The organism is Streptomyces sp. NBC_00457 (assembly GCF_036014015.1).
In the GTDB taxonomy this organism is placed as follows: Bacteria; Actinomycetota; Actinomycetes; order Streptomycetales; family Streptomycetaceae; genus Streptomyces.
Genome location: NZ_CP107905.1, coordinates 10,198,623 through 10,225,298, shown reverse-complemented (window position 1 = coordinate 10,225,298; position 26,676 = coordinate 10,198,623). Strand labels below are relative to the sequence as shown.

Genomic DNA, 26,676 nt, shown 5'->3' with positions numbered 1-26,676 from the left:
CAGGGCAAGCAAGGAGCCCTCACTCCCCCATGATCTTCAGCGAGGCCCACAAGGCGAGGGTGGAGGCCAGCAGGGCGAGGGGGACGGTGAGCAGGCCGAGGAGCGTGAACTCCTTGAGCCTGACGTCGTGATCATGATGGTGGGCGATACGCCGCCACAGCAGCGTGGCCAGGGATCCGGCGTAGGTGAGGTTCGGGCCGATGTTGACGCCCAGCAGGACGGCCAGGATCGCGCCGGGCCCGGACGGTGCGGCCAGGGGCACGAGGGCGAGGACGGCGGGCAGGTTGTTGATCAGGTTCGCCAGGAGTGCGGCGAGCGCGGCGATGCCCAGCAGGGCGGGCAGCGTGGTGCCGTCGGGCAGGACATTCCCGAGAGCCCGGCCCAGGCCGTTGTCGACGACGGCCCGTACGACCACACCGAGGGCGAGGACGAAGGCGAGGAAGGGCACGTCGGCGGAGCGTACGATCGCGGCCGCAGTCGTGTGCCGGCGAGCCAGGGCACGTACGGCCATCACGGCCGCGCCGGCCGCCGCAGACCAGGCCGGGTCGACGCCGAGTGCGGAAGCCACGACGAAACCGGCGAGGGTGGCGGCGACTGTCACCAGCGCGAACAGGGGCAGCTCCGCAGGCTCATCCGACGCCGTCGGATCGGTCGGCGCGTTGAGTTCGGCGGCGAAGAAGCGGCGGAAGACGGCGTACTCGACGGCGATGGCCGCCAGCCATGGCAAGGTCATCAGCAACGCGAAACGTGTGAAGGTCAGCCCCGTCGCCGTGAAGGCGAGCAGGTTCGTCAGGTTCGACACCGGCAACAGCAGGGACGCCGTGTTCGACAGATGCGCGCCGGCATAGACGTGAGGGCGCGGCCGGGCCCCCATCCGCGCGGCGGTGGCGAACACCACCGGCGTCAGCAGGACCACGGTGGCGTCCAGACCGAGCACGGCAGTGATCAGCGAGGCGAGAGCGAAGACCGCGCCCAGCAGCCTGTGCGGTCGGCGGCGGGACCAGCGGGCCATCCATGTCCCGCAGGCGTGGAAGAGGCCCTCGTCGTCACAGAGCTTGGCGAGCACCAGTACGGCGGCGAGGAAGCCGATCACCGGCCCGAGCCGGGCCGCCTCCTCCCGCACTTCCGCGATCGGGATCCCGCCGGCCGCGACCACGATGCCGGCCGCGGGTACCGCGAAGGCCGCCTCCGGCCAGCGGAAGGGGCGGACGACGGCGCACACCAGCACCACGACCAGCGCGGCGACCGACAGGGACTCGAGCAGCACGGCATCGATCATCCACGTGGCGCGTCAGGACCGGGTCACCGCCCCGTCGCAGGCCGCCGGGCTCGGCTCGACCCGGCCGCTCACCTGGGGCCGCGCGGCACATCGGGCGGAGGGCCGGCTGTTCGACCACGGCGACGGACACCCCGTCGCCGTGAGAGCAGCGCAGGACGAGCGCGCGTGGCAGGACGTCTCCCCATGCGAGGCACCCTGTTCCGGGCCGCCCCCTGAGGACCGCCCGGAACGGAAGGCGGCAGGTCAGGCGCCGGCTTCCGCCTCGACGGCGGCAGCGCTGTCGACGTCGAGTCCCGCGACCAGGCCGCGCAGGACGGGGCCGTACTGCGGGTGGGCGAGGCCGAACGCCATCTGGGCGACCAGGTAGTCGGCCGGGTTGCCGGTGTCGTACCAGCGGCCCTTGATGACCTGCCCGTAGACCGCGCGGGTGGCGGCGTAGGCGTTGATGGCGTCGGTCAGGTAGACCTCGCCGGTCCTGTGCTCGTACCAGCGACGGGTCTGTTCGCGCAGTTCGTCGATGATGCCGGGGGTGACGACATAGCCGCCGATCGCGGCGTACGACGAGGGGGCGGCGGCCGGCTCGGGCTTCTCGACCAGGCCGGTGATGCGGAGCTGGCCGTCGCCGAGGTCTTCCTTGACGATGGGCACGCCGTAGCGCTGGGACTCGGTGGGGTCCATCGGCAGGAGCGCCAGCACCGGGCAGCCGGTCTGCTCGTACGCGCGGATCAGCTGCTGGGCGCGGGGGACCTCGGCCACGAAGACGTCGTCGGGCCACAGCACCAGCACGGGCTCGTCGCCGAAGGCACGGGCGGCGTTCAGCACCGGAGTGCCGTTGCCGTACGGGCCGTACTGGTCCAGGTAGGTGATGTGGCCCCGGCGGGCCAGCTCGGCGACCTCCTCCACCGCGTCCGCGTAGGCCGGCTTGCCGTCGGCGCGGAGTTGTTCGACGAGGGCGGGGTTGGGGCGGAAGTGGTCCTGGATGAGGCTCTTGCCGCCGGAGACGACGATGGTGATGTCGGTGATACCCGAGTCCACCAACTCGCGGACGGTGTGCTCGATGACCGGCTTGTCGCCGACCGGGAGCATCTCCTTCGGTGTCGCCTTCGTCAGGGGCAGCAGACGGGAACCGAGTCCGGCGGCCGGGATCACGGCCCTGCGAATCGTCGGGGACATCAGGTCTCTCTCGGTCGAGCGGCACACCGCACCGGCCGGCACGGCACACGCCGACGCTACCAACGCCTCCGCCGCCCCTGCCGCTCGCCCGTCCCGCCGATCACCGCCTTGAGCTGGGGGGCTGTCCGGCCTCGGCGGCAGAGGGCGGTGAACGTGTGTTGTCGTCGTCGGCCGAGGTCCGAAGAAATCGTGCAGGAAGCCTTGACCGACGCCCTCAAGGCGCTCACAGTACGGGCTAATGCGCATTACTGATACGCATTACTGATACGCATCAACAGCCCGGACATCGGTCGTGAGCGGCCGGGTGGGGAGCATGGTGGAGCAGCCCAGGAAGCGGTCACGGCGTGGTCGGACCCCCACCGTGGCGGGACGCACGTCACGACCGCGGCAAGCGGAGGTCGCCCGACTGGCCGGGGTGTCCCAGGCCACGGTGTCGCTCGTGCTGTCGGACAAGGCGCAGGCCTCGGCGATCTCCGACGAGACACGTCAGAGGGTGCTCGATGCCGCCCGCAGTCTTGGCTACGCACCGGATCCCGCGGCTCGGCGCCTGGCGGCGGCCCGCAACAACCTGCTCGGCGTCTTCAGCTTCACGGCCACCTTCCCGACGGACGTGCAGCACTCGTACTACCCCTTCCTCGTCGGCGTGGAGCGAGAAGCCGCCGCGCGCGGCTACGACTTGGTGCTGTTCACGGGGTCGAGTTCCGGTGGTGCCGGGGCGGCCGGGCCCGAGGCGTTGAACCGGGTGCGGCTCGCTGACGGTTGTCTGTTCCTTGGCCGGCACGTCCCGCTCGCCGAGCTGAAGCGGATGGTCGCCGACGGGTTCCCGGTCGTGCACCTCGGGCGTCGCGAGGAGCTGGAAGGACTGTCCTGGGTGGGCGCCGACTATGTGAGCGCCAGCAGCGAAGTGGTCCGGCACCTGGCGTCACTGGGGCACCGCCGCATCGTCCTGGTCCGTGAGGACGATGACGCGCCCGCCTCGACGGACCGTCAACGGGGCTTCCTGGAGGGGCTGGAGGCGGCCGGACTGGCCGGCGGGCCCCAGGCCGTCCTCCGCTGCGCCGATCCGCAGCGCGACCTCACACCCGAGAGGCTGGGCCGATGGCTTGCCGAGGGCGTCACCGCCTTCGTCGCGGAGGAGACCGACACCGGGGCCGCCTGGCGCGCTCTGCGCGCAGCCGTGGACGAAGCCGGCCTGACCTGCCCCGATGATCTCTCCCTCGCTCTCCTCGGCAGCCCTCCGCCCGATCTCGTCGAGGGTCCGCAACCCACCGGGTTCGACATCCCCCGCCACGAGTTGGGCGCGGCCGCGGTCCGGTTGCTGGCCGCACTCGTGGCCGACGAGCAGGCCGAAGAACCCCTGGTCACTTGTGTGTTCCGGCCAGGTGCGACCACCGGGAGGCCGCCGGAGCGCCGTTGACCTCCCCGCACCGAATCCACCGAGTCGACTGAGTCCACCGAATCCTCCGTGGACCGGAACAACCAGCAAGGAGAAGCGTGATACCCGAAGCGGACATCCTCATCGTGGGCGGCGGACTCGGCGGCGTCGCCGCGGCGCTGGCCGCCTGCCGGGCCGGACGCAGCGTCGTGCTCACCGAGGAGACCGACTGGATCGGCGGACAGCTCACCTCGCAGGCCGTGCCCCCGGACGAACACCCTTGGGTCGAGCAGTTCGGCACCACCGCCTCGTACCGCCAACTCCGTGAGGGCATACGGCAGTGGTACCGGCAGTGGTACCCGATGCGCTCTCAGGCGCTGGCGCTCAAGGATCTCAACCCCGGCGCCGGACGCGTGAGCAAACTCTGTCACGAGCCGCGGGTGGCACTGGCCGTGCTGGAGGCCATGCTCGCGCCCCACCGGGCCGCCGGACGGCTGACCGTCCTCACCGACCACCGGCCCGTCACGGCGGAATCCGACAACGATGTCGTACGGGCCGTGACGCTGGAGCACCGGTACGACGGCACCCGCGTCACCCTCGCGGCCCGATACGTCCTCGACGCCACGGAGACCGGTGAACTCCTCGACCTCGCGGGTGTCGAGCACGCCTGTGGTGCCGAGGCGCGCTCCGAGTACGACGAGCCGCACGCCCCGGACCGGGCCCAGCCGCTCAACCAGCAGGGCATCACCGTGTGCTTCGCGCTCTCCCATCACGAGGGTGAGGACCACACGGTCGACCGTCCGGCGGACTACGACTTCTGGCGCGCGTACCGGCCGGACTTCTGGCCCGGACCGCTCCTCGGCTTCGGGGCCCCCGATCCGCGCACCCTGGAACCCGTGTCGCGTACCTTCGTCCCCAACCCGGACCACGACCCGCTCGCGGTGAGCGCCGACCAGAGCACGGACGCGGGCGACAAGGAACTGTGGGGCTTCCGCCGCATCCTCGCCCACAGGATGCACCGCCCCGGAGCCTTCGACTCCGACATCACCCTCGTCAACTGGCCACTCAACGACTACTGGTTGAAGCCGCTCGTCGGGGCCGGAGCACAGACCGGAGCCGAAGCGGTCGCCGAGGCACGGCAGTTGTCCCTGTCGGTCCTGTACTGGCTGCAGACCGAGGCGCCCCGCCCGGACGGCGGCACCGGGTTACCGGGCCTGCGCCTGCGCCCCGACGTGACCGGCACCGCCGACGGCCTGGCGAAGGCGCCTTACGTCCGCGAGTCGCGCCGTATCAAGGCCGTCACCACCGTCACCGAGCACGACGTGGCGATCGACCTGGTCGGACCCTACGGCGGCACCAGGCACCGGGACTCCGTCGGAGTCGGCGGCTACCGCATCGACCTGCACCCCTCGACGGGCGGTGACACCTACATCGACATCGGCTCGGTGCCCTTCGAGATCCCGCTCGGGGCACTGGTGCCGCGACGGGTCCGCAACCTGCTGCCGGCAGGCAAGAACATCGGCACGACACACATCACCAACGGCTGCTTCCGGCTCCACCCGGTGGAGTGGAACATCGGCGAGGCCGCCGGTGCGCTCGCCGCCCACTGCCTGGCCGAGGACGTCGAACCGCACCAGGTCCAGGCCGAGGACAAGCGGTTCGAGGAATTCGCCCGCCGGCTCGACCGCGACGGAGTACAGCGCCACTGGCCCGACGTACGCGGCTACTGACCCCGGCACACACGGCGGCCCCGGACGCCGAACCGCGCGCGTGAGCAGGAAGGCCCCGGCTTCCCCTGCCCCGCCCGCGACCACCCGAGCACGACTTTCACAGCACAAGGAGGTGCTGCGACATGACCCATCACCGCATCCGCGTCGGCATCGACGTGGGCGGAACCTTCACCGACGCCGTCGCCGTGGACGCCACGACACTGGGCCTGCTGGGCCAGGTCAAAGTCCCCACCAGCCACCATCACGAGGACGGAGTCGCCCACGGCATCGTCGAAGCACTCGGCAGGCTGCTCGAACAGGTCGACCGCGCTCCCGCCGACATCGCCTTCCTGGCGCACGGCACGACCCAGGCCACCAACGCCCTGCTGGAGGGCGATGTGGCCACGGTCGGCCTGATCGGCATCGGCTCAGGACCGGCAGCCGTCCTGACCCGCCGCCTCGCCGCGCTGGGCCGGCTCGAACTCGCCCCCGGCAAGCGGCTTCCGCTCGCCTACGCCCACGTCGCCGACCCGGATGACGCGACCGCCGTACGTACCGCGGTCGAGGAGTTGAGGGGAGCTGGCGCCCAAGTCCTCGTCGCCACCGAGCCGTTCGCCGTCGACCGGCCCGAAGGGGAGCGGTCCGTACTGGAGGCGGCCGGGCCTGCCGGGCTTCCGATGACGGCGGCGCACGAGATCACCTCGCTGTACGGGCTGCACAAGCGGACCCGCACCGCCGTCGTGAACGCGGCCATCCTGCCGCGCATGCTCACCACCGCCGACCTCGTGGACGCGTCCATCACCAAGGCGGGCGTCACCGCACCGCTCATGGTCATGCGCTGCGACGGCGGGGTCATGGCGCTGGACGAGATGCGACGACGCCCGCTGCTGACCGTGCTGTCGGGCCCCGCGGCCGGAGTCGCCGGCGCCCTGATGCAGGAGCGGATCAGCGAGGGCGTCTTCCTCGAAACCGGCGGCACCTCCACCGACATCAGCGTCGTACGCCGTGGCAGGGTCGCCGTCCGGCACGCCACGATGCTCGGCAAGGCCTCGTACCTCAACGCCCTGGACGTGCGCACCGTCGGGGTCGGCGGCGGCTCGATGGTCCGTATCGACCGGACCGGCGTCCAGCAGGCCCGAGTCACAGGCGTCGGGCCGCGCAGCGCCCACATCGCGGGACTGCCCTACGCCTGTTTCGCCGGCCCCGACGACCTGCGCGACGCGGCTCTCGCCACGGTGGCCCCGATGCCGGAGGACCCGGGTGACTACGCCGTCCTGGACGCGGCGGGCGGCCGGTACGCCATCACCATGACCTGCGCCGCCAACGCGCTCGGCCGCGTCCCCGAAGGGGACTTCGCGCGCTGCGACCAGGAGGTGGCCAGGGCCGCGATCGCCCCCCTCGCCGCCGTCCTGGGCGTGGACGTGCCGACGGCCGCGGGCCGGATCCTCGACGCGGGCGTGACCCAGGTGAGGAAGGTGGTGGACGGGCTCGTCCGCGACTACCGCCTCGACCCCGACACCGCGGTGCTCGTCGGCGGCGGCGGAGGAGCGGCCACCGTCACTCCGCACGTGGCGGCGCTCAGCGGGATGGAGGGCAGGATCGCCCGGAACAACGAGGTCATCAGCCCGATCGGCGTGGCCCTCGCCCTGGTGCGGGAGCAGATCGAGCGGATCATCCCCGGTGCCGGCCAGGAGCAGATCCTCGCCGTACGCGCCGAGGCCGAACAGGCCGTCGTCGCCCAGGGGGCCGCGGCCGACGGGGTCGAGGTCGAGGTGACCTTCGACCCGCAGACCAGCACCGTGCGCGCCATCGCCACCGGCGCCACCGAACTGCGGACCCAGGACCGCGCGCACAGCACCGACAACGACGGACGCCTCGCCGCGGCGGCCGCCAGCCTCAAGACCGACCCCGCCCGGGTCCGCGTCCTCGCCGGCACGCCGGCCCACACGGTCTTCGGCACGGAGGTGCGCCGCCGAATGAGGGCCACCCGGCGACCCGTACGCGTCGTCGACGCCGACGGCGTGGTGCGCCTGCACGCCTCCGACGCGCGCGTGGCCGCCACCACCGTGGCTGCCGCCCCCGAACTCCTCGCCCACCTGGTGCGCGAGGCCACGTCGTACGGCGACGGGGGCGTCCGCGCCCCCGCGCTGCGCCTCCTCCTCGGCTCCCGCATCGCCGACCTCTCCGGAGTCCTCGACCCGCAGCCCCTGCTCGCCCTGGCCCGCAGCGAGATGCGTGACCGCGCGGCCGACGAACCCGTGGTCGCCGTACTGGAGGTGCGGTCATGACCGGCTCCCGCGCGGGACGGGTGGTGGGACTCCTCGGGCCCGCCGCCGATCCGGCCGCGGACGACCTCGACCTGGCGGTACGCCTGCTCGCCGCGACGCCCACGCACGAGGGACGTGAAGGTGCCCGACTGCGCCAATGGGCCCAGGCCGCCGACGCGTTCGGCGCCACACTCGACCCCGGCCCGTGCCGCGCCCGGATCGTCGAACGCGGCGACGGACTCGAGCAGTTACTGCTCGCCCGCTACACCTCGCGTCCCGCCACCGTCGAGTTGTACACCGACACCATCGAACGGGCCGAGACGCTGATCGACGAACTCGGCTGGCGCTCCTGGTATCCCGTGGGATCCGTGCGTGCCGCAGCCCTCGCCCATGAGGCCGCGCACGAACTGCTGCACCGCAAGGAGACGAAGGCCGCCCTCAAGGAAGCGGTCGGGCACATCGCCCTGCGAGTCGGCCGATTCCGGGTCCTCGGCCATGTGGCGGGGGCCGAGGAGATCGCCGCCCACGCCTGTGCCCGTACGGTCTGCGGACTCGGCCGCAGCCCCCTGCTCCTCACCGCCGCGCTCACCGCCGCGGTGACCGCGCCCGGAAGGGAGAGATGAACCATGGGTCTCGTCATCCTGCTCGTCATGGCGGCGGGGGTCGCAGCCATGCTCACCCGCAGACTGCCCACGGCCTTCGCGCTCGTCCTCCTCGCCGTCGTCATCGCCTTCCTCGCCGGCGCGCCGCTGACCGGGAAGAACAGCGTCATCGACACGGTTCTCCAGGAGGGCGCGCCCACGCTGGCCGCCACCATGATCGCCATCGTGCTGGGTTCGTGGCTCGGCAAGCTCCTGGAGGAGACGGGCGTCGCCGCCACGCTCGTCCGCAAGATCGTCGAGTTCGGCGGTGACCGCCCGGTCGTCGTGGCCCTCGGGGTGCTGGCTGTCTCCGCCCTCGTCGGGACCGTCACCGGTTCCGCGCCTGCCGCGATGCTCGCCGGGCTCATCGGTATCCCGGCCATGATCGCCGTGGGCATCCCCAAGGTGACTGCCGCGGGGACCATCCTCATGGGCATCGCCGTGGGCATCCCGTTCGAACTGCCCCTGTGGCAGTTCTTCTCCACGGCTCTGGAACTGCCCGTGCCGACCGTCCGCGGGTTCATGGTCAAGCTGTTCCCGTTCGCCCTGGTGGCCGCCGTCCTCTACGTGTTCGTCGAGTCGCGCCGACGCGGCGTGGAACACACCTGGTCGCTCAAGTCTCTGCAGGAAAAGCCCCGTTCACCCAGCCGACGGGAGAAGCTGGGCGACGCCCCCTGGTACGCGCTGCTCACCCCGGCCGTACCCTTGATCCTCGCCCTGGGCTTCGAACTCGCCATCATCCCCTCCCTGTTGGCCGGCGTCCTGTACGCCCTGGCCACCACCACCCGGCCCCGGGACATGAACAAGCGGCTCCTGCGCACCCTGTACGGCGGATTCGAGGTGGCCGCCCCGCCGATCGCCCTGTTCATCGCCATCGGCATCCTGCTCGCCGCGGTGAAGCTGCCCGGTGCCGTCGACGCACTCGAACCGCTGATGAAGGCGGTCAGCCCGCACAACGCCGTGCTGTTCGTCATCGTCTTCACGCTGCTCGCGCCGCTGTGCCTCTACCGCGGACCGCTGAACGTCTTCGGGCTGGGTGCCGGGATCGCGGGCGTCCTGATCGCCACGGGCATTTATCCCGCCGCGGTCGTCCTCGGTATGGCCACGTCGTACAACCAGGTCTTCGGCGTCGCCGACCCGACCAGTACGCAGACCGTCTGGGCCGCCCAGTATGCGGGAGTCTCCCCGCAGCAGGTCATGGTGCGCACGCTCCCGTATGTGTGGGCTGTCGCCCTCGGCGGGCTGTGCGTCACCGCGGCCACCTACCTCTGACGTTCCCTCTCCCCTTGGAGCCGACCATGCATGAGCGGTTCGACCGTCGTCTGTTCCTGCGCACCACCGCGGCCACCGGCGCCGCCCTCACCCTCGGCGGACTCTCCGCCCCGGCCGCGTCCGCCGCCCCCGGCGGATTCCCCGACTACACGTACGTCCGCACGCTGCTCAAGCCGTCCCAGCTGAAGTACAACCCGACGGGCGAGATCATCTTCCCGTGCATCCGCGGAACGGCCGGACGTCTGGCCAGTCCCCTTGCGAAGTACTACCTGTACTACGGGCCGCACGACGCGCCCGGTGGCATCTGCCTGGCCTACGGGGACTCCCTGGAGGGCCCCTTCACGGAGTATCCGGACAACCCGATCGTCTCGAACAACTGGCAGCCCCACTACTCCGTCAGCCATGTGGCGTCCGCCCACGTGATGTGGAACGAGAGTGCCAGGGAGATGTGGCTCTACTTCCACGGAGAGAACACGACGACGCGACTGGCCCGGTCCAAGGACGGCGTCAACTTCACCTACGACAAGGTCGTCCTGTCCACGTCGATGCTGCCGAGCGGCACGACCGAGACGTCGTACGCCCGTGTCTTCCCGCACGAGCTGCCGTCCCGCGGCGCCCACTACGTCATGGTGTTCATGCTGAACAACACCACCAACCACCGTGACATCCACTGGGGTTGGTCGGCCGACGGGCGCACCTGGAGCTACGACCAGCGCCCGCTGGTCCGTCACTCCGACGTCGGCGCCGTCAACATCGGCGGGCCCCACCTGCTCCACCGCAACAACAGCACGTACGTCGTCTACAACAAGGACAAGGCGAGCGGCGGCGACATCATGATCACCGAGGTCGGCAACGACTTCAGCAAGCGCGCCCACCTCGGCGTCTTCTACAACTCCCGCAACGCGGCCCCCGACAACGGCCGATCAGCCTCCCCGACGTTCGGCACCGACGGCGGCGTGGCGTACATGATCTACGAGGCGGGGGAGCGCCTGGCCGGTTCCATCGCGATGGCCCGCGCCTGACGCGGGCACGCGTGGGCGGAGTGAGGACTCACTCATTGACGGAGTGAGTCCTCACTCCGTACTCTCGTGGTCATGACGGCACCCAAGGAGAAACAGTCCACCCGCCGCCGCGCCCCCGGCATGCTGCCGGAGCAGCGCCGCGCGATGATCATCCAGACCGCTATCCCGCTGATCGCCGAGTACGGCGCCGCGGTGACGACCGCGAAGATCGCCCGCGCCGCGGGCATCGGCGAGGGCACGATCTTCCGGGTCTTCGCCGACAAGGAGGAGCTGCTGCAGGCCTGCGTGGCCGAGGCCCTCTCCCCCGAGCACGCGGTCCGCGAGCTCGGCGCGATCGACGTATCCCAACCGCTGCCCGACCGGCTCGCGGAGGCGGCCGAGGCGCTGCAGGCGCACATGGACCGGATCGGCGCGATTCTCGGCTCGCTGGGGCACCGCGGCGGAAAGCATCCCGGCACGGTGCGTGGCGCGGGCCGCGACGAGTCGATGACCCGTACCCGTGCGGCCCTCACGGAGCTGCTGGAACCCGACAAGGCCGCCCTGCGCCGGCCGCCGGAGCAGATCGCCGCCCTCTTCTTCGGGCTGCTCTTCACCCAGCCGCGCACGGATGACGAGCCCGATCTGACCCCGCAGGAGCTGGTGGAGGTCTTCCTGCACGGGGCGCTCTCGGGGGGCGCCAAGTGAGCGCGCGGAGAAGGCGCCTGGGGGTTACGGCCCTGGCCGTCCTGGCTCCCGTTTTGGTGTGGCTGGTCGCGGACCCGCTGCTGGGGCACCGGCTGCGGATCGCCGACGGCGAGCAGACGCTCGACATCGGCGCCGTGCCCGTGGCGGTCGTCGCACTGCTCGCGTCGCTTGCCGGCTGGGGCCTGCTGGCCGCTCTGGAGCGGTTCGGGGCGCGGCGCGCCCGCGCCATCTGGACCGGGGTGGCCGGCGCCGTACTCGCCGTGTCCTTCCTGCCGTTCACCGGCGACGGCATGGACGGCGGCACCCGGTTCTCCCTCGCCCTGATGCACCTGGCGGTGGCGGCGGTGCTGATCCCGGGGCAGGGCGGCAGGTCCCCCCGGGGCGGGAGTGGGTGCCATCAGGGCTGACCGCCGGCACCAAGTACTCTGCGGGGCCGCGCACGTGTGGCCCAGCTGTCGACCTGGCCGACCTGCGCGGCAGCTCCACTCTGTGGGACGTCTCCGAAGGGGACACCGCCGAGGACGCCGCCCACGCGTGGCAGGACCGGGTCGACGCCATGCGCGCCGAGGTCGTCCGCCGCCAGGCCGCCCAGGTGACCGAAGCCCAGAACACGCCCGCGAGCGCCACAGCGATCACCGGTGAACGCGTCCCGTACTGCAACGACTGCCCCGACGGCGTACCGCAACACTCCCGCGCGATCCACCTGCCGGACCAGGACTGGGTGGACCGAACCGTCCGCGAGTACGGACCCGATCACCCGTACGTCATCGCCAAGGTGCACGCCAAGTTCCGAAGGGCGGTGGAGGCCTCACCATCCCCGTGACCTGGGTCGAATCAGCGCAGCAGAGCGACGATCCGACCGGCGTCGGCTAGCACCGCCTGTGAGCAGCTCGACAGCCGAACAGAGCCGCTCGTGGGTCCCGGTTGGCCGGACGAGGGCGAGACTTTCCCCGTCCGCGAGTGCCTGCTGATCGTCCTCAACGAGGAGTGGTGGCACCGCATGTACGCCGAGCGGGACCTGGCGGTCCTTGAGGAACGGGACTGACCTCGCGGAGCTCCTCTTTCCCAGCCGGGTGATCGAATGGCGCGGGCCGTGGCCGTGCGGCTTGTCTCCGGTGCGGGACGAGGAGTCTGACCGACGTCCGCGAGGTGGCCGCGATGGCCACGTACGGGCTGGGACTTGATCCCGGTCCAGGTCCGACTCGGTGGCGTCGCCTTCGAGACGTCACTCTTCTGCAGGGACGGCTGCTACCTGCTTCCGCTTAACGACGCAGTGCGAATCTCAAGAATCCTTATCAATGGGCCAGGGGCGTGAAGATTCGGGTGCTGTAGGTCGCGGCTGCGGACACCATGACCTGTGTTGCACAGGTCAGTCCGGGTCCTTCACCGCAGGCTCAGCCTCTGGCAGCGCCGGATGGTCTGTCGGGTAGAGCCCGGCCGCGAAGCCGTACACCACATCGCCTCCGCGCGGCAGTTGCGTGTAGTCGTTGGCGAGTTCCAGGACCCGCGTCCAGAACTCGCGGGCCTGCTCCCGGGGAATCCGTACGTGTCGCACGATCGAGGAGAGTTGATCTGCCTGGTGTGCGGGAGCCGACTCGGTCGCGGCCGTGGCGAGATCGTTGTTGCAGTACGGCGTGGTGTCCCCGTCGGTCGGACTGTTGATCGTGCCGACGCGGAAGATGCGCGCGGTGCGGCCGTAGTAGCGCTCGTCGATGGCTCGCACCCGGCGGGTCCGCACGACCTTCAGCAGCTGGGCTTCCGCCAGGGCGCTCACGTGGTGCGCGACCGTGCTCTTGGGGCGGCCGAGTGCGGAGGCCAGTTCGCTCACGGTCGCGGCGCGTTCGAGGAGCAGCTCGAGGATGGCGTTGCGCAGTGGGTTGGCCAGCGCGCGGAGCTGGGCCGGGGCTGTCACATCTGTGACGTCGGCAAGGTCGTAGTCGGGGAGGCGGGTATTGTTCGACACCTCTCGATTATTCTAAAGTTCCGGATCATTCGCTACCCGCAAGGCAAGGGGTTCAGGCATGACAGAGGTCGTACTGTTCCATCACTCGCAGGGGCTGACTGTCGGAGTCGTCGCTTTCGCCGACGAACTCCGCGCGGCCGGGCACACCGTCCACACGCCCGATCTCTTCGACGGGCGAACGTTCGGTTCCCTCGAGGAGGGCATGGGCTACGTGGAGCAGGTCGGGTTCGGCGAGATCACCGAGCGCGGTGTCCGCGCGGCCGAACTGCTGCCGCGGGACACCGTTTACGTCGGCTTCTCGCTCGGTGTGCTGCCCGCACAGAAGCTGGCGCAGACGCGGGCGGGCGCGCGGGGCGCGCTCCTGTTCCACGCTTGCATCCCCCTGTCGGAGTTTGGTGCGGCATGGCCTGATGATGTGCCGGTGCAGGTGCATGCGAAGGAATCCGATCCGTTGTTCGCCGAGGACATCGACGCTGCTCGCGCGCTCGTCTCCGACTGCGCTGACGCGGAGATATTCCTGTATCCCGGAGACCAGCACCTGTTCGCGGACAGTTCGCTGCCGTCCTACGACCCGGACGCTGCCAAGCTCCTGACCCAGCGGGCGATCGAGTTCCTCGGCTCGCGCTAGGTTGGCGGGTCATGCGCAAAGCCAGAGGCGAAGGGCTGCGACGGTCACGGTGCCGTGAAAGACGTACGCCCTCTTGTCGAAACGCATGGCCACTGCCCGGTTGGCCTTCAATCGGTTGATCAGCCGCTCGATTTCGTTCCTGCGGACATAGCGTGCCGCATCGAAGCCGGTGGGCCTGCCGCCGTTACTCCCACGGCGTAGGCGGTGGGCCTGCTGATCTCGGCGTTCGGGGATGGTGTGCTTGATTTGCCGACGCCGCAGGCAACGGCGGTTGCGGCGTGATGAGTACGCTTTGTCGCCGCTGAGGTGGTCGGGCCGGGTGCGTGGACGGCCGCCGTCCGGCCGGGGCGCACGAATGCGCTCGAGAACCGGGATCATCTGTGGGGCATCGCCCCACTGACCGGGGGTTACCAGCATGGCCAGAGGCCGCAGACCGCCCTCACCTGCCAAGTGAATCTTCGTTGTCAGGCCGCCGCGCGAGCGGCCCAGCGCCTCATCGGGACAGTGCTGAGCAGGCCGGGTGCGCTTGCCGGGTTCCGCGGCGCCTGCTTGCGTGCGCCGGCGGCCGCTGGGCAAGCAGGATCCGATGCAGATCGTCGAACACCCCGGCGTTGATCCACCGCTTGATCCGCCGCCAGCACGTCATGCCTGACCTGAAGCCGAGTTACTGCGGAAGGTCTTCCCAGCCGATCCCGGTATGCAGCACGTACAAGATGCCCTGCAGGCACTGCCGATCCGGCACCGGCCGCGGACCGGGCGCCTTCATCGGGCCACGGCGGAAGCATCGGCTCGAGAAGCTCCCACAACTGATCATTGAGCTTCCTCGAGTTGGCCACCGAGCAGGTGAGGGTCCTCGAAGCGCAACGAGCGAGGCTCCCGGGCTGTTGATCGAGATGTCTGACGTCTCAACCACGCTGCTCGGGGGCCTCGTTGGTCATCTATCCTGCCGCACTCGACCTGCCCCATGCCCTCGTGGAGTGGGTCACGATGCTCATCGTCACCCGCGAGGGTGACCGGCGCTGCAAGCTCCGCCCGTCCCAGCGCGCGACGGTGGCACTGGTGTACCTGCGCGAACACACCACTCTGGCGAAGATCGCTACTGGGTTCGGGATCAGCGAGTCCACCGCCCATGCCTACACCAGTGCGGTCATCCACCTCCTCGCCGAACGCGCGCCGGGTCTGCTGAAGGTCCTGCGCGAGACCGACCCCGACTTCGTCCTGCTGGACGGCACGCTCGCCGTGCGACCGGGTCGGCGACGGACGGGCCGACTACTCCCACAAGCACCGCCGGCACGGGGTGAACGTGCAGGTGGTCACCGATCCGGGCGGCCGACTGCTGTGGCTCTCACCCGCACTGCCCGGCCGGACTCACGACCTGACCGCCGCCCGCACCCACCGGATCATCCGCATCTGCGAACGCCAGGGCGTCCCCATCCTGGCCGACCTCGCCTACCAGGGCGGCGGCCCGTGGGTAACCACGGGCATCAAACGCAGGCCCCCGCAGGAACTCACCCTCACCAAGACGCCACTCAACCGCGCGCTATCCGCGGCACGGGCACCGGTCGAACGAGGCGTCGCACACCTGAAGTCCTGGCGTATCTTCCGCAGATCCCGATGCAGTCCCAACCGCATGACGTCAATCGCCAAAGGCCATCCTCACCCTGGAGCGGCAACGCTGAAGAAGCTCATTTAGCAGAGCGCGTGAGCAGCTCTTTAACGTTCGTCTCAGGTTCGCTCGGTAGGAAGTAGGCATGCGGATAAGCGATGCAATCCGTATGCAGGAGGCTAGTGATGGCAGTCGACGCAGCACCATCGGGGAAAGCGCAGCCCGGCCGGTTGCGGTTCGAGGCGGCCATCAGGGCGCTGGCGACGGCGTTCCCTGTCGCCGCATGCGAGGTCACACGCCGACAAGAGTGCGGGGCCCGCCGCGGCCGGCCCGCACAGCGCGCACGCGGGCGGTCGTCAGCTCCACCACAGCCGCTCCGCACCGGCGAGCGGTTCCTCGACCTGAGCGCTGCCGCGGTGCGCGAGCAGGACGCGAAGACCCCCTGAAGCATCTCGCAGACGGATGCCGTACGGATACCTCACCACACAAACGCCTGAAGAGAGGGACTGACATGAAGCCCATGGGACGCCGCGGCTTTCTCACCGCCAGCACGGCACTTGGCATTGGTGCCGGCTTGTCCACGCACGCCATTGTCTCGGAAGCGAGCGAGAACGAGACTTCGGACAAGACTTCGGACATTTCACGGCGGGACCAGGACCTGCCCTTCATCGGCACGGAGGAGACCTTTTCGACTCCCACGTTGTTGAAGCTGAACTCCATCAATCAGGATCACATAGCGTTCCTTGAGGAAATTGGTCTTTCGGATCTAGGCCAACGCCGCATCGGCGATATGGATGCGGGGGGACTCAACGTTCAAATCCTCTCTGCTCATACACCCTCCGTACAAAATGTCCCTGGGCAAAGGGGCATCGACCTTGCCCATCGTCTTAACCGGCAACTTGTAGACGGGCCAATCGCCAAATATCCGGGCCGCTTCAAGGCTTTCGCCACCTTGCCCTTGCAGAGCCCGGAGGCGGCGGCGGACGAACTGGAACGCTCGGTTCGGGAAGATGGCTTCTTGGGCGCACTGACCAACGGACACATCGCGAAGAAGTATCTCGATCATCCCGATTTCGAGCCTGTGCTGGCACGTGCCGTTGCTCTCGATGTGCCGATCTACCTGCATCCCGGCTATCCAGCTGACGAGGTCTTCAAGATCTACTACAGCACCACACGGTCTAAATACACGGAAGAGTACCAAGACTACATTTTCAGTGGGTCTGGATATGGCTGGCACCAGGAGGTGCTGACCCAATGCATTCGGATGATCACGTACGGGGTTTTCGACAGATTCCCCAAACTGAAAATCATCATCGGCCACATGGGCGAAGGTCTTCCCTTCTACTACGAGCGGATCGTCAATGACATGGGCGAGCCGACCAAAGACTCGCTCGAGAAGCCCATCGGGCAATACTTCCAGGACAACTTCTGGGTCACAACCAGCGCATTCCCCCAGACCGAACTGCTCGATCTCCTGCTGAAGTACATAAGCGTGGATCGAGTGATGTTCGCAACCGACTACCCGTTCGCGGACATAAAGGAGCAGACCGACTGGTTCCGCGGAGTCGATTTGCCACGCGAAGACAAGGAAAAGATTGCGTTCCGAAATGCGGAAAAACTGTTCGGAATGAAAGTGCCCGTGAAGTGACGCGCCAGCGTCGGCAGAAGTGGAGAATGCTTTGGCTATAAGGCGAGAGTACAGCCAAAGCATGCGATGCGCGGCTGCCGCATCACGCGGTCTTCATACAACGGCGGATCGCATGCTCTTCTAGAGAGATCGAAGTGTCGCGCTAGTTCGCTGTAGGCAAGCAAGACGAGCGTAGTAGCGACTCTCTTGAGATCCTCAGCGCGCTGACCCGCCTTGTGATTAACCTCGATCTTTCGTGACAGCCCATCAGTTCAACTGGTGAGCAGTTTCGGTTTGTTGGGTTGATTGCGGGCAGGGTGGTGGCCCGGTTGCCGCGTCGGGTGGGCGCCGGGCTCCCGCGTCCCCCTCTTCTACTTCGGCGCCGTCCACGCCGGTCCCGCCGAAACACTGCCAGCCGAGGCCGGGGGTCTTCGCGTCCTGCTCGCGCACCGCGGCAGCGCCGCCCGGCGGCACCGCGTACACGATGGCGTGGTGTGCGATGGCGACGTTCTCCGGCGTGAACTGGGTCCCGGTCAGGAACGCCGCCTTGGTCAGGCCCGGATCGATCATCTGGCACCGGTACTCGTCCGTGCCGCCCTCCGGCGGCGCGGGCGTGTAGGCCTCGGCCATCTTCCGGTCGACGAACCGCTCGCCGGCGCGCAGCGGCTGCGGTGGAGCCGATGACCCGCCCGCGTGCGCGCTGTGCGAGCTGGGCGCGGCGGGCGCCGCACTGTTGTCGGCGTCCGACCCGCAGGCGGCGACAGCGAACGCCGTCGCCAGCGCCATGGTGGCCGCCCCGAACCTCCGCAGTGGACTTCCAGGTCTCGTCATAGCCTGAACGCTAGGCCCGATTCCGTCCTGTTTTCGTCGTACTGCGGTCGTCATCTTCGGGAGGGAGGTGGTACCACGGTACTTCTCTCCGGAGCGCCGTTCGACACCCGCACGAGAATCAAGGCCCGTCGCAACTGGTCCCGAAGTCACGCCCACGAAAGTCCGTCGGCGATGGACGGGAGCCAAACTCAGCTCAGAACCGACTTCTACGCCTGCCTGACCCCGCGGGTCGACGCGCTGTTCGAGCTCACCGACGCGGTGCTCTGTACTGATGGGCCGGTACGAACCCTGGTCGGGTTGTCGTTGCCGCCCGAGCACCGGCGCGGGCACGGCGCGTCGTACGACGCGCCGAACAAGGGCTGGATCGAGGTCGAACGGCTCCGTGGCGTCCTCACAGGGCTGCCGCTACCGCGGTGCGCGGGCTGGCGGCTGGTCCTGGCCGTGGACGTCAGCGCCCGGCTGTGCCCGGACGCCGCCATCAGCCCCGACAGGTTTCTGTCACGTCTACGGCCGCGGCAAGAACCAGGCCCAGCTGATGCGCGTATCGGACCGGTCGATGCTGAAGCTGATCCGAGTTTGGCTGCGGATGGGAATCCTGGAGGGCGGGGTGACGTCCCCGACCGGCGCGGGGAACCCCGCAGGGCTCACCGAGTTCCCGTTGCTGGCCAACATCGCGCTGCACGTGCTGGATGAGGCATGGCAGCACGAAGGCCGCCGGTTGGGGACGTTGGTGCGCTACTGCGATGACTTCGTGGTCCTGTCGCCGACCAGGCAACGCGCCGAGCAGGGGCGTGAACTGGCGGCGAAGGTGCCGGAATGCCTGGGGATGCGACTGCATCCCGAGAAATCCGGCATCGTCTGCCTTACCAAGGGCGGACAGGGCTTCGAGTTTCTCGGCTTCCACCACCGGAAAGTGGAATCGTGGAGATGTCGGGGCAGGTACTACCTGCAACGCTGGCCCTCGGCACGAGCGATGCGTGTACTGCGGGACAAAGTCCGCGCGGCGACCGCGTGTTCGAAGGCGACGCGGCCGGTGTCCGCTGTGGTCGCCGACCTCAACCCCGTGCTGCGGGGCTGGGGCGCGTACTTCCACAACGGGAACTCCGGACGGAAGTTCAACGCCGTCGGTAGCTACGTCCACGAGCAGCTGGCGATCCTCGCCAGCCGCAAACATGGCCTCAGGGCTCGGAACTGGACCACCCGATTCACCTATGGGTGGATCACCCGGCTTGGGTCTATCGCTTGACCGGGACCGTGCGCAGGGCGACGGTGCATGCCAGTCGGTGAACGATGTCGGAAAGCCGTGTGCGGGAGAACTGTGCGCCGTCTGACTCGGCGCCGGATCGCCCCCCAAGGGGGCCGAGATTCGGAAGGAGGTGACCTCGGGGCCACCCGCCTTACCTGAACGGGAAACCGCGATGGAACACCAGCATGGCGGGAAAGCACGGAACGCAGTGAAGGCGTCGAAGGCGTGGCCGTGCAAGGCCCGCGTGACAGGGCGAAGGCCATACTGCTTGAAGCCAAGTTCCCAGCGGTGCAACCGCACACCCTGCGACACGACGCCTGAAGTCGCAGCCACCGGCATCGGACGATGCGGTGTTGTCGTCTCAACCCTTCCGGTCGGTGGGCGGCAGGCAACGAGCCTGCTCAAGTGACCTGCCGCCGCGGGCCCTGATGCGACCCGACCCGCAGACCAGGGCGCTGTGGGAGATGTTCTCCGACCTGATGGACCTCGACGACCACCACCGGTACGTCGCCGCCATGCTCGCCGGCATGGACGTCCGGTACGACCTGGGCGACGACCACCGGTTCGTCGGCACCCTGTGCCCGCACATGAAGTTGACGCTGGAACGGCCCGACCTGGACGTCGTCACTGCGGCAACCCGGTCGGCGGACCTGCTGCGTGAGGGTCGTGGGCTCCTGCTCGACCTCGTCGACCGCGCGGAGGTCCGCGACGCCGCGGCCGCGTGGACCGGACGGGTCAACACCGTCACCGCCCGCACGGACCGGGTGGACGTCGACGCGTTGCTCATCCGGCCCGACGGCTGTGTCCCCTGGGCCTTGCCTACCGGGCAGGACCTCGACGCCACCACGCTGGTGCGTGCGCTGGGCACATGGTTCGGCCAACCGGCCTGAGCACCGTATTAACAGTCGTCTCAGGTTCGCTCAGTAGGAAGTCGGCGTCAGATAAGCGATGCAACCCGTATGTAGGAGGCTAGTGATGGCAGTCAACGCAGCGCCGTCCGGGGAAGCGCCGGCCGGTCGGTTGGCAGGCCGGTGGGTGCCATGGTTGGTGATTGGCTTGTGGCTGGTGCTGGCGGTGGGCATGGTGCCGCTGAGCGGAAAGTTGAGCTCGGTCACCACCGACAGCGCCGTGGACACCCTGCCGGCCAGTGCCGAGTCCACCAAGGTGGCGGCGCTGGACGACAAGCTCCCCGGTGGTGAGGACAACACTTTCGTCTTCGTGTACCACCGCTCCGGCGGCATGACCGACGCCGACCGCGCAACGGTCGAGCGCCACTACGACACCCTTACCAAGAAGTACCCGCCGAAGGGGACAGCGGAGGCCGGCGAGGACGACGAGGGCTCACCGATGAGCCGCTCCGCCGACCGCGAGGCGATGGTGTTCACCCTTGACGTGAACATGTCCTACGGCCCACCGGAGGACCTCGTCGGCCCGGTACGTGACGCCGCGAAGGACCGCCCCTCCGGCCTGGAACTCGACGTGACCGGCCCGGGCGCGATCGACGGCGACATGGATGCCGTCTTCGACGGCATCGACACGCAGGTCCTCCTCACCACCATGATCGTCGTCACGCTCCTGCTCATCATCACCTACCGCAGCCCGGTGTTGTGGATCATCCCCTTGCTGGCTGTCGGCGCGGCCGCACTGACCTCGATGGGCACCGTCTACCTGCTCGTCAAGGGCTTCAACATCGTGGTCAACGACCAGAACTCGGCGCTGCTGACGATCCTGGTGTTCGGCGTCGGCACGGACTACGCGCTGTTGCTCATCGCTCGATACCGGGAGGCACTGCACCACCATGAGAACGTCCGGGTCGCGATGGTCCACGCGCTACGCGGCGCGGCGCCGGCCATCATCGCGTCCGCGGCCACCGTGGTCGCCGGCCTGCTCTGCCTGCTCGTCGCGGACCTGAACAGCACCAGCGGGCTGGGCCCGATCGGTGCGGCCGGCATCCTGTGCGCGCTGGTGGCCATGCTGACGCTGTTCCCGGCGGTGCTCGTGGTGCTCGGCAGGCGGGTCTTCTGGCCGGCCATCCCGCGGTTCAGCACGGCCGTGGAGGAGAAGCCGGGGCTGTGGGGACGGCTCGGCACCGCCATCAACCGCCGCCGGTGGGTGGCGACGCTCGGCTCGCTCGGAGTCCTCGGCGTGCTCGCCCTCGGGCTGGCGGGCAACACCGGCGCCCTGCGGGAGCAGGACCAGTTCCTGAACACGCCGGAGTCGGTCAACGGCTTCACCGTTCTCCGCGAGCACTTCCCGGAGCTCGGCGGCCAGCCGATGACGATCTTCACGCGGCCGGCGCACCAGGAGCGGGTGCTCGACGTCGTCAAGGACACTCGCGGTGTGGCCGGGGCCGTCCCGGAGCAGACCATCGGTGGCTGGGCCAACATCTCCGTGACCCCGAAGGACGCGCCGGACACCACCGCGGAGTACGAGACGATCAAGCGGGTACGCACCGCCGTGCACGCGGTGAGCGGGGCTGAGGCGATCGTCGGCGGGCCGAGTGCGGAGAACCTCGACACCGAGGTGACCACCGTGCGCGACGAGAAGCTGGTGATCCCGCTGGTGCTCATCGTCGTCCTGATCATCCTCGGGCTGCTGCTGCGTGCGATCCTGGCCCCGCTGGTCCTGATGACCACCGTGGTCATCTCATTCGCCGCGGCCTTCGGCGGCAGCGTGTTCTTCTTCGACACGATTCTCGGGTTCAAGGGCATCGACTCTTCGGTGCCGCTGCTGGCATTCCTGTTCCTGGTGGCGCTCGGCGTCGACTACAACATCTTCCTGGCCAGCCGGGCCCGGGAGGAGACCCTGCGTCTCGGCACCAGAGAGGGCATGCTCAAAGCCCTCTCGGCCACCGGTGGCGTCATCACCTCGGCAGGCCTGGTCCTGGCGGCCACGTTCGGAGTCCTCGCCACACTTCCGCTGGTGATGCTGGTCGAGGTCGGATTCCTGGTCGCCTTCGGCGTGCTGCTCGACGCCCTGCTGGTGCGGTCGGTCCTGGTGCCCGCCCTCACCCTGCTGATCGGCCGGCGGATCTGGTGGCCGAGCCGACTGTCCCGTCCAGCGGCGGAGCTGCCGGACGGTCAACACTCGCTCGCCAACGACGCGGAGCCCGCGCTGCAACGGTGAGCGCGGCGGCACGGACGAGATCCGGGACGGGCCCCCAGGCCCGTCCCGGATTTTTTCATGGACCCGACGATCGCCGCCCTTTGGTCCTGCGCCGTGCGGCCGGGGCTGGGGTCGGCGCACCGCGCGGTGTCCTGCCCCGACGGTGAGCCGCGCGGGGCCTTGCCCGAGGGCCGCCATCCCTTGTCCTGCGCCGCGCCGCCGGGGCTGGGGTCCGCGCACCGCGGTGTCCTGCCCCGACGGTGAGCCGCGCGGGGCCATGCCCGAGGGCCGCCGTCCCTTGTCCTGCGCCGCGCCGCCGGGGCGGGTCAGCGCGCCGCGGTGTCCTCCCCGGTGGTGAGCCGCGCGCTCGGGGCGGGCGGGGCCGCGTCCGGAAGGTCGACTCGAAGCAGCGCGCCACCGCGTGCGGACCGGGCGACGGTGACCCGGCCGCCGTGGGCGTCGACGACCCGCTGCACGATCGACAGCCCCAGACCGGATCCCGGCAACGCCCGGGCGCTGTCGGCACGGTAGAACCGGTCGAACACCCGCGGTACGTCGGCGGCGTCGATGCCCGGCCCTGCGTCGTCGACCTCGAGCACCGCCCACGCGCTCTCGGCACGGAGCCGGACCTGGACCGGCTGGTCCGCGGGGGACCACTTGCCGGCGTTGTCGATGAGGTTGAGCACCGCCCGCTGGAGCGCAGCGGGACGCCCGCTCACCCACACGGAGGTCACGTCGAGCGCGACCTCGATGTCGGGCATGCGGGAACGTGCCCGGGTCGCGGCGGCCACCACCACGTCGGCGAGGTCGAGCACCTCGGTGTTCTCGTCGCTGACGTCACCGCGCGCCAGGTCGGTCAGCTCGGCGACAAGGGTGCTCAACTCGGCCACCTGGGCGCCGAGATCGTTGAGCAGCCGGGTCCGGCTCTCCGCCGGCAGTGCGCTGTCCAGGGTGCCGCGCTGATCGAGCCGGATCAGCAGCTCGGCGTTGAGGCGCAGGCTGGTGAGCGGGGTCTTGAGCTCGTGGGCGGCGTCCTCGGCGAGCAGCCGCTGGGCCTGCCGGGAGTCCCGGAGCGCGGCGAGCATGTCGTTGATCGACTGGATCAGCCGCCGGATCTCCCCACCGCCCTCATCCGGGATGTCGGCGTCGAGATCCCGGGTGTGCGCGACACGTACCGCGGCGGCGGTCAGCCGGTCGATCGGTGCCAGCCCGGTCCGTGCCACGGTCCGCCCGACAACGGCGCCGCCGACCACGCAGAGCAGCCCGATCAGCAGCATGCCGAACCCGAACTGGTTGATCGGGCTGTCGTCGGCGACCTGGGCCACCTGGACCGCGCCGTCGCCCGCCCGCAGCGTGTAGATGAGGTAGCCGTCCTCGTCGCTGTCGTTCGACTCCATCAGGTCGGCCGACCCGCCCTGCGCCACGCGCCCGGCGTGCTCGCTGACCGGGGGCAGCGCCGGTTGGCCGGCCGGCGTCCGGGTCGAGCCGTCGGGCAGGATGACCCGCACCAGCCGACCGGATCCGGGATACGGCGGTAGCTGGACCTGCGCCAGACCGGCGCGCTCCGCGTTCGTCGCCAGGACGCGGGAGTCGGCGCGCAGCTGATTCTCGGCGGTGTCCCGCAGCTCCCAGCCCAGTAGCTCGCTGGCCACCTGGAAGGCCACGAACACGCTGACCGCGATGGCCGTCGCCGCGATCACCGTCAGCCTGGCCCGCAGGGACCGCCGGCGCCACCATCGGGTCAGCCGGCGCGGTTCCCGGCCGGCGGGCCTGCTCACGGAGGAGTCTCCCGCAGCACGTAACCCAGGCCGCGCAGCGTGTAGATCAATCGCGGCTCACCCTCGGCCTCCATCTTGCGGCGCAGGTAGCTCACGTACACCTGGAGGTTGTTGGCGGTGGCGCTCATGTCGAAGCCCCAGATCGCCTCGAACAGCGCGTCGCGGGTCAGGACCCGGGTCGCGTTGCTCACGAGCACCTGCAGGAGGGAGAACTCGGTCCGGGTCAGGCGCAGCGGCCGCCCGCCCCGCCACGCCTCGAACCTGTCGGGATCGACCCGGACGTCGGCGAACGACAGGATCTGCGACTCCTCGTCGCCCGGCGCGCGGCGGCGCAGCAGGGCCCGGACCCGGGCCAGCAACTCCTCGGTGGCGAACGGCTTGGGCAGATAGTCGTCGGCGCCCGCGTCCAGCCCCGCGACCCGGTCGAAGACCTGATCCCGGGCGGTCAGCATCAGCACCGGCAGATCCCGACCCGCCGCCCGCAACCGCCGGCAAGTCTCCAACCCGCCGAGGCGGGGCATCATCACGTCGAGGATCAGCAGATCCGGCGCGTCGCCACCGACTCCGTCGAGCACGGCGAGACCGTTGGCGACGGTGCTGGTGTCGTAACCCTCGACCTGGAGCACCCGCTCCAGCGACTCACGGATGGCCGCCTCGTCATCCGCGATCATGATCCGCACGCCGGCCCGCCCCCTTCCGGTCGATGTTTTTGCCGCTCATTGTCCCCGATCAACCTGAGGCCAGGATTAGAGCGTCGCCGCTGTGGTGCCCGCGGGCCGTGCTCTTACGGATGCCTGAGTGGTCCGCGCCGTTAATTCGTCGGGGGTAGGGGCCAGCCGGTGGGGTCGTTGAGGTAGAGGCCGCAGACGCAGTCGAGGGCTTCTTCGGGGCTGCCGGCGGGTAGGCCGCTGGGCAGGATGTCGTCTTCGTATCCGTCGCGGCCGGCCAGGTAGATCGCGAAGCTCCAGATGCTCGCCGAGCCGTTGTATCGCAGCCGGTATGGCGGCAGGATCGTCCCGTCGCTGAGGTGCCCGTCGAAATAGGCGAGCACGCCTCGGTAGCGCAACCTCAGCGACGAAGAATCCGCGCTTCCCGGAGCGTCCGCCGCTGCCCGGTACGTCAAGGTCGGCGCCGACCACGAACGACGGGTTCTGTTCCATGCGGGCCGGCGTGAAGGCATGCCCGCGCCGCCGATGCCGACGAAGTGCATACGGCTCAGGTCGACCGACCCAGCGGTCGACACGTCAGGCTTGATCCTGGGGACTGCGGTTTCTGTCATGAAACAACCTCCTCCAAGGCGGCCCCAGCCGCCTCAACTGGCGTTGAGCGCCTACGCACTGGAAGGCGCACGGAAACCGTCGCGCTCAGCCCTGCAAACCGTCTACGACCTGCCGTGTTGCGAACACATTCGCAACACGATCACACGCCTCACCCTTGTCACATCCGCCTGGGCAGCACGCCGTGAGGGCACCGAACTACGCGCTCGCCCTGGCTCTCTCCGAGGCTGGATGGAACAACAGCGAGACGGCCCGTCGCATCAACGCCCGAGCCCGGGAACGAGGACATCGCAGTGTTGCCGTTGACCGCTCCCGCGTCAGTCGATGGATACGGCACGGTGAGAAGCCTCGGGCGCCCGTGCCTCAACTTCTTGCCGACTTACTGGCAGAGCACCTGAAGACGCCATTGAGCCCGCACAGTGTTGGTATCGGCCCTGGCCGCAACCTGCTCGTCCCCTTGGATCCGGATGAGCGTCGGGCCCTCGCGGCGAGTGCCGCGGCCGCGAACATGCCGCTCGAGCGCTACACGCTTGCGCTGATCCGTGACGGCCTCGCGCGAACGTCGCGCCCCGGCAAACACGTTCCCGTTCCAACGGCTGTCCCAGGTGTAACAGAACGCGGTCGTTGACGTTCCGGGAGTGAAGGGGGTTGCGTTTCACGTCAACCCCGCAGTGATCCGGAGGAACGGTGACGACCGCGATAGCTCCCCTTCCGCCCGAGACCAGCCGCTCTCAACTGCAGGAGAGCCTGTTCTCTTGGCTCGAGCCCGAGACGGCACCCCAGACGCCCGAACCTGAGCAGAAGACCGCTCCCCCGCCGGAGCCGCCGGCCGTCGAGGAGGAAGCTCCGGACCTCTCGCATGTCTGGGTCGTGGCGGCCGAGATCGAGGTCACCCAGAAGATCGCGAGCGTTGCCGACTACCGAGGCAGCTTCAAGGCCGCCGAGGGCCAGCGCGTGGACGCACTCGAGGTCTGTCGCAAGGGCTGCCGCCGCCCCTACGACGAGGGGGCGACGACTGCGCCGCCAAGATCGACAACACGCACCTGATCGGCAGCGGCCAGACCAAGCGAGCCAAGCGGAAGATCCCCACTCCGCCCGCGAACGCGCGGTTCATACCTACCTGCGGTTGTGGCGCGAAGCGGAGCCCGAGTTGGTGGACGCCAACGGCTGTACGGGCGTGATGTCCGACGAGA

General features: G+C 69.4%; 25 protein-coding genes and 3 pseudogenes. 20 read left to right on the top strand and 8 right to left on the bottom strand.

What is annotated here, in order from left to right; genetic code table 11:
- Positions 1–19: 19 nt before the first annotated feature.
- A complete protein-coding gene (locus tag OG828_RS46615) occupies positions 20–1,279 on the bottom strand; it encodes an SLC13 family permease (protein ID WP_328442137.1) in 1,260 nt (419 codons plus the stop codon).
- A 243-nt stretch (positions 1,280–1,522) separates the two neighbouring features.
- Positions 1,523–2,452 (bottom strand): UTP--glucose-1-phosphate uridylyltransferase, encoded by a 930-nt coding sequence (locus OG828_RS46610; RefSeq protein WP_328442136.1) that lies wholly within the window; start codon positions 2,450–2,452, stop codon positions 1,523–1,525.
- A 313-nt stretch (positions 2,453–2,765) separates the two neighbouring features.
- On the opposite strand from OG828_RS46610, the gene OG828_RS46605 reads away from it, so the two are divergent.
- From OG828_RS46605 to OG828_RS46555, 11 genes are all read left to right on the top strand, one after another.
- On the top strand, positions 2,766–3,869 hold the full coding sequence (locus OG828_RS46605) for a LacI family DNA-binding transcriptional regulator (protein ID WP_328442135.1): 1,104 nt from the start codon (positions 2,766–2,768) through the stop codon (positions 3,867–3,869).
- A 77-nt stretch (positions 3,870–3,946) separates the two neighbouring features.
- The gene (locus tag OG828_RS46600; RefSeq protein WP_328442134.1) at positions 3,947–5,557 is read left to right on the top strand and encodes an FAD-dependent oxidoreductase; all 1,611 of its coding nucleotides are present in this window, start codon (positions 3,947–3,949) and stop codon (positions 5,555–5,557) included.
- A 122-nt stretch (positions 5,558–5,679) separates the two neighbouring features.
- Positions 5,680–7,824 (top strand): hydantoinase/oxoprolinase family protein, encoded by a 2,145-nt coding sequence (locus OG828_RS46595; RefSeq protein ID WP_328504558.1) that lies wholly within the window; start codon positions 5,680–5,682, stop codon positions 7,822–7,824.
- Positions 7,821–8,426: a hypothetical protein gene (locus OG828_RS46590; protein WP_328442133.1), complete on the top strand. Its 606-nt coding sequence runs from the start codon at positions 7,821–7,823 to the stop codon at positions 8,424–8,426. The genes OG828_RS46595 and OG828_RS46590 overlap by 4 nt, the downstream gene beginning before the upstream one ends.
- A gap of 3 nt (positions 8,427–8,429) precedes the next feature.
- Positions 8,430–9,716: a TRAP transporter large permease subunit gene (locus OG828_RS46585; RefSeq protein ID WP_328442132.1), complete on the top strand. Its 1,287-nt coding sequence runs from the start codon at positions 8,430–8,432 to the stop codon at positions 9,714–9,716.
- Between the two features lie 26 nt (positions 9,717–9,742).
- Entirely contained in the window at positions 9,743–10,738 is a 996-nt protein-coding gene (locus tag OG828_RS46580; RefSeq protein ID WP_328442131.1) for a hypothetical protein, read from the top strand.
- A 72-nt stretch (positions 10,739–10,810) separates the two neighbouring features.
- Positions 10,811–11,422, top strand: a complete 612-nt coding sequence (locus OG828_RS46575; RefSeq protein ID WP_328371057.1) for a TetR/AcrR family transcriptional regulator — start codon at positions 10,811–10,813, stop codon at positions 11,420–11,422.
- Positions 11,419–11,829, top strand: a complete 411-nt coding sequence (locus OG828_RS46570) for a DUF6069 family protein (protein ID WP_328442130.1) — start codon at positions 11,419–11,421, stop codon at positions 11,827–11,829. The genes OG828_RS46575 and OG828_RS46570 overlap by 4 nt, the downstream gene beginning before the upstream one ends.
- The gene (locus tag OG828_RS46565) at positions 11,814–12,245 is read left to right on the top strand and encodes a hypothetical protein (RefSeq protein ID WP_328442129.1); all 432 of its coding nucleotides are present in this window, start codon (positions 11,814–11,816) and stop codon (positions 12,243–12,245) included. The genes OG828_RS46570 and OG828_RS46565 overlap by 16 nt, the downstream gene beginning before the upstream one ends.
- Before the next feature lie 90 nt (positions 12,246–12,335).
- Positions 12,336–12,467 carry a hypothetical protein gene (locus tag OG828_RS46560; protein WP_328371048.1) on the top strand — a complete coding sequence of 44 codons (132 nt, stop codon included), beginning with the start codon at positions 12,336–12,338 and terminating at the stop codon, positions 12,465–12,467.
- A 135-nt stretch (positions 12,468–12,602) separates the two neighbouring features.
- A complete protein-coding gene (locus OG828_RS46555; protein WP_328442128.1) occupies positions 12,603–12,737 on the top strand; it encodes a DUF1905 domain-containing protein in 135 nt (44 codons plus the stop codon).
- Positions 12,738–12,791: 54 nt separating this feature from the next.
- On the opposite strand, the gene OG828_RS46550 is transcribed toward OG828_RS46555, so the two are convergent.
- Entirely contained in the window at positions 12,792–13,385 is a 594-nt protein-coding gene (locus OG828_RS46550) for an ArsR/SmtB family transcription factor (RefSeq protein WP_328442127.1), read from the bottom strand.
- Positions 13,386–13,443: 58 nt separating this feature from the next.
- Between OG828_RS46550 and OG828_RS46545 the strand changes: the two genes are divergently transcribed.
- Positions 13,444–14,013 carry a dienelactone hydrolase family protein gene (locus tag OG828_RS46545; RefSeq protein ID WP_328442126.1) on the top strand — a complete coding sequence of 190 codons (570 nt, stop codon included), beginning with the start codon at positions 13,444–13,446 and terminating at the stop codon, positions 14,011–14,013.
- Positions 14,014–14,022: 9 nt separating this feature from the next.
- On the opposite strand, the pseudogene OG828_RS46540 reads toward OG828_RS46545, so the two are convergent.
- A pseudogene (locus OG828_RS46540) lies at positions 14,023–14,798 on the bottom strand (IS5 family transposase).
- A 145-nt stretch (positions 14,799–14,943) separates the two neighbouring features.
- On the opposite strand from OG828_RS46540, the pseudogene OG828_RS46535 reads away from it, so the two are divergent.
- The 3 genes and pseudogenes from OG828_RS46535 (at position 14,944) to OG828_RS46525 (ending at position 17,267) form a co-directional block, all read left to right on the top strand.
- Positions 14,944–15,692: pseudogene (locus tag OG828_RS46535) on the top strand (transposase family protein).
- 112 nt (positions 15,693–15,804) lie between these two features.
- The gene (locus OG828_RS46530) at positions 15,805–16,065 is read left to right on the top strand and encodes a hypothetical protein (protein ID WP_328442125.1); all 261 of its coding nucleotides are present in this window, start codon (positions 15,805–15,807) and stop codon (positions 16,063–16,065) included.
- 65 nt (positions 16,066–16,130) lie between these two features.
- Positions 16,131–17,267: an amidohydrolase family protein gene (locus OG828_RS46525; protein WP_328442124.1), complete on the top strand. Its 1,137-nt coding sequence runs from the start codon at positions 16,131–16,133 to the stop codon at positions 17,265–17,267.
- Between the two features lie 246 nt (positions 17,268–17,513).
- Here OG828_RS46525 and OG828_RS46520 read toward each other — a convergent pair whose 3' ends face one another.
- A complete protein-coding gene (locus tag OG828_RS46520; RefSeq protein ID WP_328442123.1) occupies positions 17,514–18,077 on the bottom strand; it encodes a hypothetical protein in 564 nt (187 codons plus the stop codon).
- A 171-nt stretch (positions 18,078–18,248) separates the two neighbouring features.
- Here OG828_RS46520 and OG828_RS46515 point away from each other — a divergent pair.
- The 4 genes and pseudogenes from OG828_RS46515 to OG828_RS46500 all read left to right on the top strand — a co-directional run.
- Positions 18,249–18,615: pseudogene (locus OG828_RS46515) on the top strand (transposase); the annotation flags it as partial.
- Between the two features lie 18 nt (positions 18,616–18,633).
- Positions 18,634–19,323 (top strand): group II intron maturase-specific domain-containing protein, encoded by a 690-nt coding sequence (locus OG828_RS46510; protein WP_328372745.1) that lies wholly within the window; start codon positions 18,634–18,636, stop codon positions 19,321–19,323.
- A gap of 353 nt (positions 19,324–19,676) precedes the next feature.
- A complete protein-coding gene (locus tag OG828_RS46505; protein ID WP_328504557.1) occupies positions 19,677–20,213 on the top strand; it encodes an aromatic-ring hydroxylase C-terminal domain-containing protein in 537 nt (178 codons plus the stop codon).
- Positions 20,214–20,298: 85 nt separating this feature from the next.
- Positions 20,299–22,449 (top strand): MMPL family transporter, encoded by a 2,151-nt coding sequence (locus OG828_RS46500; RefSeq protein WP_328371021.1) that lies wholly within the window; start codon positions 20,299–20,301, stop codon positions 22,447–22,449.
- 305 nt (positions 22,450–22,754) lie between these two features.
- On the opposite strand, the gene OG828_RS46495 is transcribed toward OG828_RS46500, so the two are convergent.
- The 3 genes from OG828_RS46495 to OG828_RS46485 form a co-directional block, all read right to left on the bottom strand.
- A complete protein-coding gene (locus tag OG828_RS46495) occupies positions 22,755–24,206 on the bottom strand; it encodes a HAMP domain-containing sensor histidine kinase (protein ID WP_328442121.1) in 1,452 nt (483 codons plus the stop codon).
- Complete coding sequence (locus OG828_RS46490; protein WP_328371016.1) at positions 24,203–24,886, bottom strand: response regulator transcription factor; 684 nt, start codon at positions 24,884–24,886, stop codon at positions 24,203–24,205. The genes OG828_RS46495 and OG828_RS46490 overlap by 4 nt, the downstream gene beginning before the upstream one ends.
- Positions 24,887–25,017: 131 nt before the next feature.
- Positions 25,018–25,485 carry a hypothetical protein gene (locus tag OG828_RS46485; protein WP_328442120.1) on the bottom strand — a complete coding sequence of 156 codons (468 nt, stop codon included), beginning with the start codon at positions 25,483–25,485 and terminating at the stop codon, positions 25,018–25,020.
- A gap of 685 nt (positions 25,486–26,170) precedes the next feature.
- Here OG828_RS46485 and OG828_RS46480 point away from each other — a divergent pair.
- Entirely contained in the window at positions 26,171–26,530 is a 360-nt protein-coding gene (locus tag OG828_RS46480; protein WP_328442119.1) for a hypothetical protein, read from the top strand.
- Positions 26,531–26,676: the final 146 nt, after the last annotated feature.